The organism is Parageobacillus thermantarcticus (assembly GCF_900111865.1).
GTDB lineage: Bacteria > Bacillota > Bacilli > Bacillales > Anoxybacillaceae > Parageobacillus > Parageobacillus thermantarcticus.
Map to the genome: position 1 here is coordinate 35,685 of NZ_FOJS01000010.1, position 15,537 is coordinate 51,221.

General features: G+C 39.7%; 11 protein-coding genes and 1 CRISPR repeat array. Of the genes, 10 read left to right on the forward strand and 1 reads right to left on the reverse strand.

The genetic code is table 11. The features are described from left to right. Positions 1-259 precede the first annotated feature (259 nt). Positions 260-1,570 (forward strand): homocysteine synthase, encoded by a 1,311-nt coding sequence (locus tag BM278_RS07440; RefSeq protein ID WP_090948728.1) that lies wholly within the window; start codon positions 260-262, stop codon positions 1,568-1,570. Between the two features lie 395 nt (positions 1,571-1,965). On the opposite strand, the gene BM278_RS07445 is transcribed toward BM278_RS07440, so the two are convergent. Then, positions 1,966-2,616, reverse strand: coding sequence for a hypothetical protein (locus BM278_RS07445; RefSeq protein ID WP_244151116.1), 651 nt, complete (start codon positions 2,614-2,616; stop codon positions 1,966-1,968). Positions 2,617-3,337: 721 nt separating this feature from the next. Between BM278_RS07445 and thiT the strand changes: the two genes are divergently transcribed. From thiT to cas6, 9 genes are all read left to right on the forward strand, one after another. Continuing rightward, positions 3,338-3,904: an energy-coupled thiamine transporter ThiT gene (gene thiT, locus BM278_RS07450; protein ID WP_090948729.1), complete on the forward strand. Its 567-nt coding sequence runs from the start codon at positions 3,338-3,340 to the stop codon at positions 3,902-3,904. Between the two features lie 254 nt (positions 3,905-4,158). Next, positions 4,159-5,466: direct repeats of the CRISPR family, unit length 30 nt; unit sequence GTTTTTATCTTACCTATGAGGAATTGAAAC. 637 nt (positions 5,467-6,103) lie between these two features. Beyond that, positions 6,104-8,080, forward strand: coding sequence for a TIGR02556 family CRISPR-associated protein (locus BM278_RS07455; RefSeq protein WP_090948730.1), 1,977 nt, complete (start codon positions 6,104-6,106; stop codon positions 8,078-8,080). 139 nt (positions 8,081-8,219) lie between these two features. Further along, on the forward strand, positions 8,220-9,158 hold the full coding sequence (cas7b, locus tag BM278_RS07460; protein ID WP_090948731.1) for a type I-B CRISPR-associated protein Cas7/Csh2: 939 nt from the start codon (positions 8,220-8,222) through the stop codon (positions 9,156-9,158). A 14-nt stretch (positions 9,159-9,172) separates the two neighbouring features. Further along, entirely contained in the window at positions 9,173-9,907 is a 735-nt protein-coding gene (cas5b, locus tag BM278_RS07465) for a type I-B CRISPR-associated protein Cas5b (protein ID WP_090948732.1), read from the forward strand. Between the two features lie 44 nt (positions 9,908-9,951). Then, entirely contained in the window at positions 9,952-12,438 is a 2,487-nt protein-coding gene (locus tag BM278_RS07470; RefSeq protein ID WP_090948733.1) for a CRISPR-associated helicase/endonuclease Cas3, read from the forward strand. After that, complete coding sequence (cas4, locus tag BM278_RS07475; protein WP_244151117.1) at positions 12,426-12,935, forward strand: CRISPR-associated protein Cas4; 510 nt, start codon at positions 12,426-12,428, stop codon at positions 12,933-12,935. Before BM278_RS07470 ends, cas4 begins: the two co-directional genes overlap by 13 nt. Positions 12,936-12,937: 2 nt before the next feature. Beyond that, complete coding sequence (gene cas1b / locus BM278_RS07480; RefSeq protein ID WP_090948734.1) at positions 12,938-13,945, forward strand: type I-B CRISPR-associated endonuclease Cas1b; 1,008 nt, start codon at positions 12,938-12,940, stop codon at positions 13,943-13,945. A 9-nt stretch (positions 13,946-13,954) separates the two neighbouring features. Further along, positions 13,955-14,218 (forward strand): CRISPR-associated endonuclease Cas2, encoded by a 264-nt coding sequence (gene cas2, locus BM278_RS07485; RefSeq protein WP_090948735.1) that lies wholly within the window; start codon positions 13,955-13,957, stop codon positions 14,216-14,218. 352 nt (positions 14,219-14,570) lie between these two features. Then, positions 14,571-15,317, forward strand: a complete 747-nt coding sequence (cas6, locus tag BM278_RS07490; protein WP_090948736.1) for a CRISPR-associated endoribonuclease Cas6 — start codon at positions 14,571-14,573, stop codon at positions 15,315-15,317. The last annotated feature ends 220 nt before the right edge of the window (positions 15,318-15,537 follow it).

Here is a 15,537-nt window from a genome sequence, read left to right on the forward strand (position 1 = left end):
TTTGAATTTCGTTTGAAATTCCAACATGTGTTTAATTTTATATTTTAGAAAATTTAGAAAAGAAAATTGACATTTATAGATTTTAGGAGTAAATTTTTGTATATAAAACTAAACAGATATATTTAATTGGTTAAATTAAATTTTTTACTGTAAAAACTTACATATTAATCAATGAAAGTTATCTTTTTCTCTTATGACAAGGAGATAAGTATTTTTTGAAGTTTTTATCAAGATTAAATTCGAAAGGAGAAAAATAATTATGACAAATGAAAGAAAGCTTCAGCCTGAAACGTTAGCAGTGCACGCAGGGCAAGTGCCAGATCCTACAACTTTGTCGAGGGCAGTACCAATCTATCAAACGAGTTCGTTTGTATTTAATGATAGCCAACATGCTGCCGATTTGTTTAGCTTAAAAGAAGAAGGCTATATTTATTCGAGAATCATTAATCCAACGAACGATGTGTTTGAAAAACGGGTTGCTGCTCTTGAAGGCGGTGTCGGGGCGCTTGCGCTTTCATCCGGCCAAGCAGCTGTGTTTTATTCCATCATCAATATTGCTTCAGCTGGAGATGAAATTGTTTCTTCGTCAAGCATTTATGGCGGAACGTATAATTTGTTTGCTCATACGCTGCCTAAATTCGGAATTACCGTTAAATTTGTGGATTCCACCGATCCGAAAAACTTTGAACGGGCGATTACAAGCAAAACAAAAGCTTTGTTTGCTGAAGCGATCGGGAATCCAAAATGTGACGTATTAGATATTGAAGCCGTTGCGGAAATTGCTCATCATCACTCTATTCCACTAATTGTTGATAACACCATTCCTAGCCCGTATTTACTTCGTCCAATTGATTTTGGCGCGGATATTGTTGTACATTCTGCAACAAAGTTTATCGGAGGGCATGGCAATTCGATCGGTGGAATTATTGTCGACAGCGGAAAGTTTGACTGGGAGAAGAGCGGAAAGTTCCCAGAATTCACCGAACCAGATCCAAGCTATCATGGCCTCATTTATACAGAAGCTGCCGGGGAAGCTGCCTACATTACGAAAGCACGCGTTCAACTGCTTCGAGATCTTGGTGCGGCATTGTCGCCATTCAATTCATTTTTATTTTTACAGGGGCTTGAAACTTTACATTTACGTTTAGAACGTCATAGCCAAAACGCTTTAGAGGTAGCGAAGTTCTTAGAAAAAGAGGCAGCTGTTGAATCCGTAAGCTATCCTGGTTTAGAAAGCCATCCTTCTTATGAGTTAGCGAAAAAGTATTTGCCAAAAGGGCAAGGTGCCATCGTAACCTTTGAAATAAAAGGCGGCGTTGAAGCAGGGAAAAAATTAATTAATTCTGTTCAACTATTCTCTCACTTAGCCAATATTGGCGATTCCAAATCATTAATTATTCATCCTGCTAGCACTACGCATCAGCAATTAAGCAGTGAGGAACAATTAGCTGCTGGCGTTACGCCAGGACTTATTCGTTTATCTGTTGGTACAGAAGCAATTGATGATATTCTATATGATCTAAAACAAGCAATCAAAGCTAGCCAAACTGTCACTTCGATTGTGAAGTAAACTTTTCTGTAATTAATATATGTATCTTGAGAGGGTGTCCCAAAAGTGATCCGCTTTTAGGACACCCTCTTCTGTAAAGAATACTATTTGTCTTTTAATAACATTTTCCAGTATTCTTCTATACGATTGAAGGTGTCGCTAGAGCGTTGGCTAACAAAGTCTTGCGCTTGTTGATCAATCCGTGTCGTTTTGTGAAATGCCTTTGGCAACAGTTGAAGTCATTGTTCCTTGGCTTTTAGAAGAGCAGAAATCAAGTCGTTTTTTAAATAAATTCTTACATTATTAACGCCGGCAAGTTATTATCATGACAACAATCCAATCAAGCTAAAGATTGACGCACATTTATGTAAAATCAAGCGGTATGGCGCCTAGCAGCGTCATACCGCTTACAACGTTTATGGGCTGACTAACCGTTGCAACGTGCTTTCGACTTTAAAAACGCGGTTGTTGAGAACTTGAATGCCGGATTCATGGTCATGGAGGAGAGGCAGAACTTTGTTTTCGAGCACGTTAGTGAGGTGAGTGACTTTTCCTTTCAATTCGTGGACATCAAGTGAGAGTGAGTCATACTTTGCGATGAGGACTTCCTGACCATGGCGGACAGCTTCGCTGATTGCTTTTGTTTCATTGACTTTTTCATCGAGGACAACGATGGAGTTTTCTACGTTTTTTAAGCGTTCTTTCACACTGGCCATGTCTTCTTCCAAGGAAGACAGTCGTTCTTCAACGGTAGATACCCGCTTTTCAACGGTGATCAACCGTTCTTCAACGGCAGTCACCCGCTTTTCAACGGTGATCAACCGTTCTTCAACGGCAACCATCCGCTCTTCAACAGTGGTCAGCCGTTCTTCAACGGCAACCATCCGCTCTTCAACAGTGGTCAACCGTTCTTCAACGGCAGCCGTCCGCTCTTCGACGGCAGTCAACCGCTCTTCGACACGGGTTATCCGCTTTTCCAATTTGTCGACACGATTGCTTAACGTTTGGATATCGTTGCGCGTGAGTTTTACCTCTTGGAGAATTTCTTGCAGCAGCGCCTCTACCATGCGTTCACCTCCTTTATATTCTTCATTATACATTAAACATTCCGACAAATGCCATGTCGAATGGAGCAAACTTTTTGTGGAGTAATAGTTTGAGATTGACTACGATAGTTTTTTGATTTGCGGTGAAGTCAGGAGTCTGTCTTTATACTCAGGAAAATTTGATTTCAGAAAGAATTAAAATGGAGATCGGTTTGCTGAAAGGTATGGGGAAAAGCTATCCCTTTGGTGGATGGATTACGAAGATTATCTTGTCTCCAATCTAACCGTGTTGCTGCTTGCGGAGCGGCTGGCAAAACTGCAATCGGTCTTCATCTTCAAGCTACAATAGGAGATCGAGTGATGCAAGAAGGTGGGGGATCAACAGGCAATATTGCCAAAACTTCAGGAAGATATAAGAAAAGCACCGCGAAAATAAGCGGTTAGCTAGGACAGAGTCGCAACATTGGAAAATGATAGATTTTTTTAATATTGTAGTTTATAATGATCAAAAATGGATCTGTAATGGAAGCGTTGCCATCGAGAGAAAACAAGTTTATTAATCTAGTGCAGCAATTGCGGGTGATTCTGTTCACGAGAACATCCGCCGGAAGCCCACGGCTTTAGCCGTTGGGTAGTTGACGTAGGGTTGCCATCCTTATAAACGCGGGTCAATTAGGGTGACTTGCTGACGATCCTTTTTGATGGAACGTGTTCTTGTGCACGCACATAGGGGGGATTTTTCATGAGTTCTAGACGGCTTCAGCCATGGATCGAAGCCGCAATTTTAGCTGCGCTTGCCCTTATTTTGGATTTGCTGCCTTCGATTCGACTCGGTCCATGGATTTCGATTTCGTTCGCGATGGTGCCGGTGTTTTTGGTCGCGTTTCGCTGGGGAGTGAAAGCGGGATTGTTGTCAGGATTTTTATGGGGATTATTGCAAGTAATCACAGGTGACTTTTACTACTTGCAAATGATCCAATTTATTGTCGAATATTTTATTGCCTTTGCTTGTGTTGGCTTAGCGGGGCTGTTCGTCCGGCAAATTCAAAACAGTTTCCAAAACGGTCAAAAAGGAAAAGGCATGGTGTACATTGTCATTGCCATATTTGTCGGCAGTTTCGCCCGCTATATATGGCATTATATTGCAGGAATTGTGTTTTGGGGCAGTTATGCGCCAAAAGGAATGTCCCCAGCCTATTATTCCTTAACTGTCAACGGTCCAGCTTGGCTTGGCTCATTTCTATTATGTGCGGTTGTAATATTGATTCTCGTTTCCGTATCTCCGAAGTTGCTGCAGGTAAAAAGATGAATATATTTTCATGTTTTCACGTTTCCAGATCATCAACATGGAAATATGGCCGATAACGCGATCGTATTGCTATCCATGGCGAAACCTGTCGTCGACCTCCAATCGTGCAAAAAGTCCGGGGGATCGACGACAGGTTCTTTTTTTTGATCTCTATTACAGCCAACATGGATTTGTTTTATTGACAGAATTTTATAACATGTTTTATACTGTACTTAATCATTTTTAAAAATATTGATTTATCAGCGTTTTTTGGGGTTTTTATCTTACCTATGAGGAATTGAAACTCACCCTCCTATCAAGATAATCCGTGTTTCTCCAACACGTTTTTATCTTACCTATGAGGAATTGAAACTGCTGGTTTGAACATGGGAGACGATGTGATTTATGCAAAGTTTTTATCTTACCTATGAGGAATTGAAACTCACCCTCCTATCAAGATAATCCGTGTTTCTCCAACACGTTTTTATCTTACCTATGAGGAATTGAAACTGCTGGTTTGAACATGGGAGACGATGTGATTTATGCAAAGTTTTTATCTTACCTATGAGGAATTGAAACTCGATTCGTTCATCGTCTAGGGTTTGATGCGCGCGGTTTTTATCTTACCTATGAGGAATTGAAACGAGACGATATTCACGTCTCAAAAACCAAAAGGCAACAGTTTTTATCTTACCTATGAGGAATTGAAACAAAGACTGGAAAGACTGCGAGGAATACCTTTCTACAAAAGTTTTTATCTTACCTATGAGGAATTGAAACATTTTAAGAGGAGTTTTTGCCGCCCTCCATAAGGAGTTTTTATCTTACCTATGAGGAATTGAAACAAGGATTGAAAAAAGTGGTCAACGTCCAGCTTGATCCGTTTTTATCTTACCTATGAGGAATTGAAACCGGCGCGATGTACGCGGAGCGAAAGCCGATGCCATGACGTTTTTATCTTACCTATGAGGAATTGAAACATCTTTGCGAATAAATCCTCTTTTGGGATCGGATTGCGGTTTTTATCTTACCTATGAGGAATTGAAACTTGACGGTATTTCTTTGGCGTGAACTTTTGTTTTGCGTTTTTATCTTACCTATGAGGAATTGAAACTCGGCAGGTAGAATCGACACGAAGCCCTCTTCTTCTGTTTTTATCTTACCTATGAGGAATTGAAACAAATTTTTTGCGATTTTTTCAAAAAATAAAAAGACACGTTTTTATCTTACCTATGAGGAATTGAAACTACACAACAAATCCTTTTCATATTAGAAATGCTATCATGTTTTTATCTTACCTATGAGGAATTGAAACTCAGAATCTCCACCAATTCCATTATCACCGGAACCTCCGTTTTTATCTTACCTATGAGGAATTGAAACTGGAGAGATTCGAAGCTAAGCGCCAGCGTCTGTCTAAAGTTTTTATCTTACCTATGAGGAATTGAAACAACACTTTGCAAAAGATTTAGCGCCGGGACAATATGTTTTCATCTTACCTATGAGGGATTGAAACGCCGATGATCGACATCGATGTCATTGGCGAAAAATATGTTTTTATCTTACCTATGAGGGATTGAACCCATCGGGACACGAACGCGATATTACCATCAATGTGAATTTTTATTCTACCTATGGTCGAAACATGTTAATCAGGAAACGCATTCTGCTTGTCCAATTTTGCATGTATCTTTTATAATGTTTAATATGGATTATCGGAACATATCTTACTTATTAAAGAATTGAAACATTAATAATGTGATTATTATCTTACCTATTGAGGATTAAGTAAAAAAATTAAAAATTTTTTGTTTTTTATTGAATTAAATTAATTAATAATGTTATTATAAAATTGGCATTTTTGGAAAGGGAGGTGCGAAAATGTTTAGAAATCATCACAACGATGACAAAAGGGGAATGGTATGGTGAAGAAATATTGCGTAACAAGAAGCGTTAGCTTTTTAGAAGATAATGTGATGACAAAAGTTGTATTTTTGAACAAAGTGTTAATTATGTGTAAAATATTGAAATATCAGTTAATTTTGATAAAATGAATTTAAATATGTGGCGAATATTAGAGCAAGAACTAAATCGATGATTTTGCGGTTCTTTTCATCTATTTACCCAAAAGTGAAATTGAATCTGTGGATGTGGAGTTTTTACGATTGCAGCAAAGTTGGACAACTTATGCTTTTTCCTTTTGTAAAGGAGGTGCAAGCGGTGATTAAAACAATCTACACTCTTGGCAATAAATATTTAACAGAGGAAAACCCATCTGTGATTCAAGCGATCACCTTGCCGATCGCAAGGTCAGATGATGCAGTTAAATATGTGATTATTATTGATTTTTCTATTGCAGAGAAAAGAGTAAGGCTAACACCGAAAGAAATAGGTGAGTCAACATCTTTGGAGTTGTTATGGATTGGTACGGCGGATGGAGCCGCGAGTCCACAATGGTATGGAACGGTGAGCAATGTCGAATATTTGCTTAGTCAAACAATTCCAAATCTCCTAGAACGCTGGGATCAGGAAGATTCCTACTATTCCCTCCTTAAGGAAGCACGCGATGTTTTTTTTCTGGATCTAGGTGCGGCAAAAAAATCGGATGAACGATACCGTTATGTTTTCAATCCGTCATATGTCGACGGTGAGCTGACAGAAACAGATGCGAAAAAAGCTGTTAAGGAAGTAGCAAAACAATTTCAAGCTTTTATTGAAAAAGAAGCGAATGTCAATATAAAAGATGTCCTTTTGTATTCCCTCGCCATTGATGGAAAACTTGTCGTGGCTCAGCCGGAGTATGAACGGTTAGTCATTGCTGAAAAGCTAAGCGTGTTTGAGGATGCGAAAATGGGAGTATGCGCTCTTACAAACAAACGCGATTTAGTTACTGGAGAAACAACAAAATTGAAGTTCAATTATTATATTAACGACAAAATCAGCTTTGCGAGCGACCTCGAGAAAAAATCGTTTGTCAAAAACTTATCCATCAGCAAAGAAGCCTATCAAGCCATTATGGCCGGAGAAGCATACGTTCTCCGCAACTTCAATACTCGTTTTAGCGGCCTTCCTTGTTATATCATCCCAGACTTTCTATACGACGTGCCGTTTGAAAATGTTCCGCTTCACGATATTAGCGAGCGCATCCACCAGTTTGTCCGCACTGTCAAAACGGTTGAAACAGCGGAAGATTTGCATCGGGAAATTGAAGATTACAAAGAATTCGATAATCAAATGGACAACCATATTTCGTTGCATTTTCTTTTTTACACAAAAGCGCAGTCTGCTTTAAAGGTGAATAAGTTGTTATCCGATGTTCCACTTACTCATTTGCGTAGACTAAGTTTAGAAATGAGGAAAGCAGGGGAAATCGGACAACGATTTTTTGGCAACGAAACATTCAATCTCGGCTTGGAACCGATCTACTACTTAATTCCGATGCGCGTTCAGCGCGGGGAAAACTTTGAAAAACGCAAAATTTTGCAAGTATACGAGTCGCTTTTGACAAATAAACCGCTTTCATATCAATGGCTAATCACGCAGTTTGTACAGCTTGCCAAAGTGCATATGTATGCTCACTATAGCCTTTATCAATATCGTAGCGCCAAGAAAGAATACAATGATTTTCAAAATGATTTTCAATTAGTGAATGCGATGGTGCAAGCGCAACTATTCTTAAAACTGTTGCAAAACCTTAACTTAATCAGGGAGGAAAGGGAGATGGCAAAGGTTACGTATGATTTGCTTGATGCCGATATGGTCGAGTATATGGAGACAATGAATTATAATGTCGCGCAAAGTTCTTTATTTTTGCTTGGCTATTTAATTGCGAAAATTGGCGCTGAACAAGTTCGGCGAACAAAAGAACGTGCAGAAGCGCTTGGACAAGCCCGGAGCGGCAAAACGGCAAACAAGCCGATTTTATCAAAGATTAATTATCATGGCATGAATAGGCAAAAGTTGGTGTTGCTTTCAAACGAAGTATTTGACAAGCTGAGACAACTAAAAATCGCTTCTTTGCAAAATGAAGCTGTTTATGCGGAACATAAACGTCTCTTTGATTCGGCGTTGCAGGAAAAATGGAATTTATCCGATCGTGAAAGCGTTTTTTATTTGTTGTCAGGCTATGCATATGGCACAAAACGGATTTTAAACGGCAGCAAAAAGGATAATCCTGATTTTGACAATGAAGAATAAACCATGACGAATGGAAAGGAAGAAGAGATTCCCCAAAATTTGTGCTTAAGGAGTATCATGAAAAATTATAATAAGGGGAACTCTTCCTTCTAAATAAACTGTAAAATTTTTAAAAAAACATTATATGGGGGGAATGAAAATGAATAATAGCGATATTTTATTTCTTTACGATGCGAAGTTGACAAATCCAAACGGCGATATTGACGAAGAAAACCGCCCGCGCATGGATTATGAACGCTCGTTAAACTTAGTGAGCGATGTTCGTTTAAAACGATACATTCGTGATTATTTGGAACAGCTCGGAAATGAAATTTTTGTAGGTAAAGTTGACGGAGAAACAGTGAATGCGACAGAACGCATTAAGCGTTTATTTGAGAAAAAATATAATGGAAAAGTGAATCTTAATAAATTATCCAAAGAGGAACAAAACTGGATGCTCGATCAGTTTATCGATGTTCGCATGTTCGGTGCGACGATGCCGATTAAATCGGAAGATAAAGGAAGCTCCATGACGTTTACCGGTCCGATTCAGTTTAACTGGGGGTATTCGTTAAATAAAGTAACGCTTGTTGAATCGGCAAGCATTACATCGCATTTCGGTTCCGATGATAAAAATGAGGGAGGCAACATCGGTAAAGACTATCGCGTATATTATTCATTTTTAGCGTTTCATGGCGTTATAAGCGGTCACCGTGCGGCACATACGAGATTGACGGAAGAAGATGTTCGCTTGTTTGATCAGGCGGTTGTTAAAGCGATTCCATTGAGCGCAACCCGCAGCAAAGTCGGGCAGTATCCGCGTTTGTATATGCGTGTCGAATATCACTCTCCTGAATTCATTGCCGGCGATTTGCGAGATTTAGTTCGTTTAGAAGAAACAGAAGGACTGCGCAGCATTTCCGAAGTAAGTTTGCATGTTGATGCACTTGTAAATAAATTGCTGGAAGTAAACGGTGAAATTGCCCGCATCCATTACTGGCAAGATTCTAATTTAGTGCTGAATTATGAAGGACAAAAAGGTTTATTGGCAGATCTTCTTCCATCCGAGCTGGCGGATAAACTCGTTCCTGTATTGTAAAAAGGGTGACGTTTATGAAGATGCTTATTTTTGACCTTATTGGGAAGATGGGGCATTTCCGGAAAATCGATACGAACTCCTCTTCCTTATCATATGCTTTTCCCCCGAGAACGACGATTGTTGGAATGATCGCTGGCATTTTAGGAATGGAGCGCGACAGTTATTATGAAGTATTTTCACCGGACCAATGCCAAATTGCGATATCTGTGCGCACGCCGATTCGCAAAGTGATGCAAACGGTTAACTATATGCTTGTAAAATCAAAAGCCCATTTAAACAATAGCGGAGGACATACGCAAATTCCGCTTGAATTTGTGTTTCCCGGAGGAGAAGAAGCCAATTTGCGGTATCGCATTTATTTTTCCCACTCCGACCGCTCTGTTTATGAAAATGTGAAACAGCGAATTCAATCGAATCGATACGTTTATCCGCCGTATTTAGGGCTTTCTGAATTGCTCGGGCAGTTGCAATGGGTCGCCGAAGCAGAGGGAATGTTAAAAGAAAGTAATGATTTGGTGTCGATTCATTCTGTTGTGCGAATCTCTGATTTGCGCGAGCGATCTATTCAATTTACGAGCGATACTCGCTTTTTAAAGGAATTCATGACACGCCAGTTTACGATTGAGCGAATGATTCAAGAAACAGACTATTACTTGTTTGAGCAATCGCGGCAATTAATCGCTGTTCCGGCTGTACCATATATAGCCGTTGCTTATGGTGAAGCAAAAGAAAACATTTTATGGATGTAGGCAGCGGCGGTTTTACCGCTGCTTTTTTTAGGGGGTGAAGCAGTATGTATTTGTCTCATAATAATCCAGACAAGAAATTAACAGTGCATTTAAAGGAAGTGTATGAATATTCGCGAGATATGCTTCAGCATGTGCCACTGTCTGACGAAAACCGGGATATGCTCGAGTATATTAGTAAAATCATTGCGGTGGCGCACGATTTCGGCAAATATTTATCATACTTTCAGGATTATTTACGGACTGGAGAGACAAATGGCGACTTGCATCATCACTCTTTTATTTCCGCCGTATTTGCAGCCCATCTTTTGCGCCATCCAGCGAACTTAAATGCGTCGTGGTCTGAATTTGCCCCGTTATTAGGCTATTTCGTCGTTATGCATCATCATGGGAATTTGCGCGATATTTCTTTGGATGTAACAAAATCGAGCCATATTGCGGAAAATACCGTACAAGATTCACTATATTACCGAGTCAAAACTTTAAAGCATCAAATAACAGATATAAAGCAACATGCTTCTTCGATTATTAGCGATTTATCTTCTTTATGGAACGAGCTTTCTATCCCGTTGTCACTTTCTGATGAACTTTATCACTTTCTTCAAGACTATGAAAAAGCATTTGATGAGGTGTATCGCCAATATTACTTGATTAGTAAACGAAGAAAACCGGAATTGACGAGGGAGCTTTACTATTATGCGTTGTTGTTATATTCCGTGCTTATTGATGCCGACAAATTATCGGCGGCAAACATCGAACGAAAACCGCGCATTCACATTCCAGCACATCTTGTCGACCAGTACCGCGAAGCGAATTTTGATGTGAAAGCGACAGAAGGGACGAACGGATGGCGCAATCGGATGTACAACGTAGTAATGGAACGAATAGAGGAACTTTTTAAAACAAAACCAGAACAGCGGTTGTTCACACTAACGGCGCCGACTGGAGCGGGAAAAACGCTGCTGTCTCTTTCTGTTGCATTAAAATGGCGCGCACAAGCGGAAAGGAAGTATGGCTATTCGCCAAAAATTATTTACGCTTTGCCGTTTACAAGTGTCATCGATCAAAACGAAAAAGTGATCCGTGATTTGTTAAGCCAGTTGGATGATTTTCACGCAAATGAACAACGGTATTTAGTGAAACACCATCATTTATCTGCTTTTCAGTACAGGACGGAAAACGAAGAATTGCCTTTGCGGCAAGCGCTGTTGCTGACGGAGAGCTGGGAGGCCGAGCTCATTGTCACGACGTTTGTGCAATTGTTTCATACGTTGATTGGCTATGAAAACCGCGCGTTAAAAAAATTTCATCAAATTGCCGGAAGCATTATCATTCTCGACGAAATTCAAAACGTGCCGATGGAGTATTGGCCATTGTTGCGTTCGGTCTTGTACAAAATGGCAAAATTATTTTCCTGCAAAATTTTGCTGTTAACGGCGACGCAACCGCTTATTTTTCCGGAAGGGGAAACGGTGGAACTTTTAGAGTCAGAATTGGTGAAGCCAATGGACTTTTTTAAAGAAATGGAACGAGTCGAACTTCATTGGCTAGGAGGGGATAAAGGCGCATACAGCCCCGCAGAATGGATTGAACTGTTTCAAAACCATTTTGAAGATGGAAGAACTTATTTGGCAATTTTCAACACGATTAAAACATCGATTGAAATTTATGAAGGAATCAAAGAATGGCTAAAAGAACGCGGATATGCTGTCATCTACCTTTCAACGAACATTGTGCCTTGTGAGCGGAAACGCCGCATTGAACGAATCAGACAGCAGCTTTTAAAAGAGAAGAAGAAAGTCGTTGTTATTTCAACACAAGTTGTCGAAGCAGGAGTCGATGTTGATTTTGATGTGGTGTATCGTGACCTAGGACCAATTGATTCCATTGTCCAAGCAGCGGGGCGCTGCAATCGCAACGGAAAATTACATGAACTCGGTAAGGTGTATATAACACCAATTGAAAGAGATGGAAAGTTAGAGTCACAGTATGTATATGGGACTGTTCATACAAAGATAGCGAAAGAAGTACTGCCGAAAACAGCGGTGTCCGAGCATCAGTTTTTTGAAATCATCACTCAATATTTTACGAGTGTACAGAGTAATAAAGCATTTACGGCCTCCGATGGAATTATAAAAGCAATGGAGGAGTTAAAATTTGATGCAAAAGATAAGCAGAGAAGCAAAAACGACCCGAAATATATATCCGAATTTCGGCTGATTGAAGACGCGCATCAGGCGGTGGATGTATTTGTCGAAGTAGATGATCACGCGATGGACATTTGGCAGCAATATATTGAGAAAGTGGTCGAAGAAAAAGATTTCGAAACTCGGTTCGAGAACTATTTGCGCTTGAAAAAAGACCTGCGCCAATATGTCATTTCCGCCCCGATCAAACTTGTAAAGAATTTGGGCAGGGATTTATACGAAAAAACGCGAATGATTCATTTATCCAACGATATATTAAACCAATATTACAACAGCGAATATGGACTTATTCGCACAAGCGAGATGGTGGATGCATGGATTATGTAATGGATGTCAATGGAACGCATATTTGGTACTACTTCATCTGCAAGCGTGAGGTTTGGCTGATTGCCCATCAAATTGCCGCCGACCAAGAGGATGACAATCTCGAAATAGGACGTTTTATTTCGGAAACAAGCTATCAGCGCCAGAAAAAAGAGATGCTTATCGGCAATATTAAAGTGGACCGGATTCGTCGCGAAGGGGATACGCTTGTTGTCGGCGAAGTGAAGAAATCGTCAACATACGAAAAAAGCGCTTATTATCAATTGTTGTACTATCTTGATACATTGCGGAAAATGGGAATTGAGGCCAAAGGGGAACTTTTGTTTCCAAAGGAAAAGAAAGTAACGAAAGTGGAATGGACAGAAGAAGGAAAACGGGTATTGGAAGAGGCGATTGCTGACATCCGCCGCATTGCCCGTATGCCTGTCCCGCCAGAGCCGAAAAAAAACGGGTTTTGCCGAAGCTGCGCCTATCGTGAATATTGCTTTGCGGAGGAATAACCATGAAAAAAACGCTCTATATTTTTCAAAGCGGTGAGCTGGTCCGCCAAGACAACAGCATTTGTTTTGAGACAGCAGAACGAAAAAGGGTACTGCCTGTTGAAGATGTCAATGATATTTACATTTTCGGCGAAGTAAATGTCACGAAGAAGTTTTTGGAACTTATGGCGCAAAAACATATTTGTATTCACTATTTCAATCATTATGGCTATTATACGGGTACGTTTTATCCGCGCGAGCATTTAAACGCAGGGCACGTCATTTTAAAACAGGCAGAAGCGTATTTAGATCCGAAAAAACGCCTTGCTTTAGCAAGGAAGTTCGTCGAAGGTGCGATCGGGCAAATGATACAAGTGCTGAAATATTATCAAAATCGTGTAAAGACCAATAACGATAAGTTTAAGGAAATGATTTTGGATTTCCAATCAAGCCGAGCGAAACTGGACCAATGGACAAGCGTCGAGGAAATGATGTCGACAGAAGGACATGTACGCGAGAAATATTACAGCATGTTTGATGACATTTTAAACCATAACCCAGACTTTTTATTTGAGAAGCGTTCGAAGCGGCCACCGCTCAATCGTCTAAATGCGATGATTAGTTTTGGGAACCAGATTTGCTATACGATGGTTTTAAGCGAAATTTACAAAACATATTTAGACCCGCGCATCGGATTTTTGCATGCGACGAATTTTCGGCGTTTTTCGTTGAACTTGGATGTTGCGGAAATATTTAAGCCAATTATGGTCGATCGTCTCATTTTTACTCTTGTAAATAAAAAGATGATTACGAAAAAAGATTTTGACAAACATATGGAAGGGATTTTGCTATCAGAAGAGGGGCGGAAAAAATTTATCGGGGAATTGGACAAGCGCATGAAAACAACAGTAAACCACCGGCATCTTGGCAAGTCCGTTTCCTACCGCCGTCTCATACGCCTTGAACTTTATAAAATTCAAAAACATCTTCTCGGCGAAAAAGAATATGAGCCATATCGCTCGTTATGGTAGGTGGTCGCTATGTTTGTGATCCTAGTCTATGATTTTGAGAAAAAGCGTGTCGCGAAAGCGTTAAAGATCGCCAGAAAATATTTATACTGGGTGCAAAACTCGGTGTTTGAAGGGGAAATTTCTGAAGCAAACTATGTTAAATTGAAAATGGAACTGGCCAGTATTATGGATCCGGATGTGGATTCTGTTGTTTTCTATACTTTCCGCACGCAAAAATATTCAAAGCGAGAAGAAATGGGACTGCGCAAAGGCGGGGAAGATAACATTTTGTAGGTAGGCATAAAAGAATCAATCGTCAGATGCGCGATTTTGTGATCACATATTTGGTTGGGATATTAATCTTGTGGTGAGTATTGAAAAAGTAAATTTTCGATATGTTTAGGTATTATAAGAATAGAACTGGAAATCACCTAATACACGGATGGGCGGTTTCAGAGTCAACATCGTGAAGGGTGTAGTTAATTTTAAATGTTGATCGCGAGGGAAATGCCGCAACAACCTGCCATCTGTTAACTTCTCATAAGTTCATTTTAAATTATCGTCGAACGTCCCAAAGATCGAGCCAAAAGCAATGACTTCTTATAAGTTCATTTTAAATAGAAACAAAGTTAGGAGAGCACAATATATGAGGATGACCATTCAGTTCAGACCGAAAAACGGTACACTTCTTCTGCCGATCAATTATGAAGAAGTATTGCAAGGATTTTTATACCGCTCGATTCAAGATTTTGAACTGGCGCGTTTTTTGCATGATGTTGGATATACGAAAGAAAAGCGGCGGTTTAAGATGTTTACCTTTAGCCGTTTGTATGGAACATACCGTATCTATCGTTACGAGAAAAAAATTGAATTTTTTGATCAAGTAACATGGTACATTTCTTCTGTATTAGATTCGCTGATTGTTAATTTAGCGCAAAATTATTTATTACAAGAACAATTTATGTTAAATGGACAGCCGATTCATATTGAAGAAACTGCTGTGAAACGATTAGAAATTCCTGAAAAACGTTCTTATCAAATTCGAATGCTATCTCCGCTTACGGTTTACAGCACTTACGAAAATCAATATGGAGAAAAGCGGACGCATTTCTTTTCGCCATTTGACGTTGTATTTTCTAATTTGATAGAAAAAAATTTTTATAACAAATTTCAAGCATATTTTCAGCAAGCACCGACAAAGAAGGTGGCAATAAGACCAATCAACGTAACGAAAAGGGATAAGGTGATTACCGTGTTCAAAGGATTCCGCATTAACGCATGGAATGGTATATATGAAATTCAAGCACCACTCCCTTACGTGAAATTTATGTATGACGTCGGTATCGGTTCGAAAAATTCCCAAGGTTTCGGCATGTTCGAATTCATTGAATAGCGGCATATACTTTTGTCGTCGATCCCTAATAGCGCACAAACCCCAGGGGATCGACGACATGTTTATTTTCCCGTTTTCTCCTACAGCCATCAGCACTTTTTTGATATTGACGCAATTTTCAAACTGGCGTATACTTTATATATCCATTATTCTCCAACCTTGATATATTAGCGTTTGTTGGGGTTTTTATCTTACCTATGAGGAATTGAAACTAAGGATT

Coding starts and splice junctions, on each gene's coding strand:
- BM278_RS07440 (WP_090948728.1), top strand. CDS start 260: ATGACAAATGAAAGAAAGCTTCAGCCTGAAACGTTAGCAGTGCACGCA.
- BM278_RS07445 (WP_244151116.1), bottom strand. CDS start 2,616: ATGGTAGAGGCGCTGCTGCAAGAAATTCTCCAAGAGGTAAAACTCACG.
- thiT (WP_090948729.1), top strand. CDS start 3,338: ATGAGTTCTAGACGGCTTCAGCCATGGATCGAAGCCGCAATTTTAGCT.
- cas7b (WP_090948731.1), top strand. CDS start 8,220: ATGAATAATAGCGATATTTTATTTCTTTACGATGCGAAGTTGACAAAT.
- cas5b (WP_090948732.1), top strand. CDS start 9,173: ATGAAGATGCTTATTTTTGACCTTATTGGGAAGATGGGGCATTTCCGG.
- BM278_RS07470 (WP_090948733.1), top strand. CDS start 9,952: ATGTATTTGTCTCATAATAATCCAGACAAGAAATTAACAGTGCATTTA.
- cas4 (WP_244151117.1), top strand. CDS start 12,426: ATGGATTATGTAATGGATGTCAATGGAACGCATATTTGGTACTACTTC.
- cas1b (WP_090948734.1), top strand. CDS start 12,938: ATGAAAAAAACGCTCTATATTTTTCAAAGCGGTGAGCTGGTCCGCCAA.
- cas2 (WP_090948735.1), top strand. CDS start 13,955: ATGTTTGTGATCCTAGTCTATGATTTTGAGAAAAAGCGTGTCGCGAAA.
- cas6 (WP_090948736.1), top strand. CDS start 14,571: ATGAGGATGACCATTCAGTTCAGACCGAAAAACGGTACACTTCTTCTG.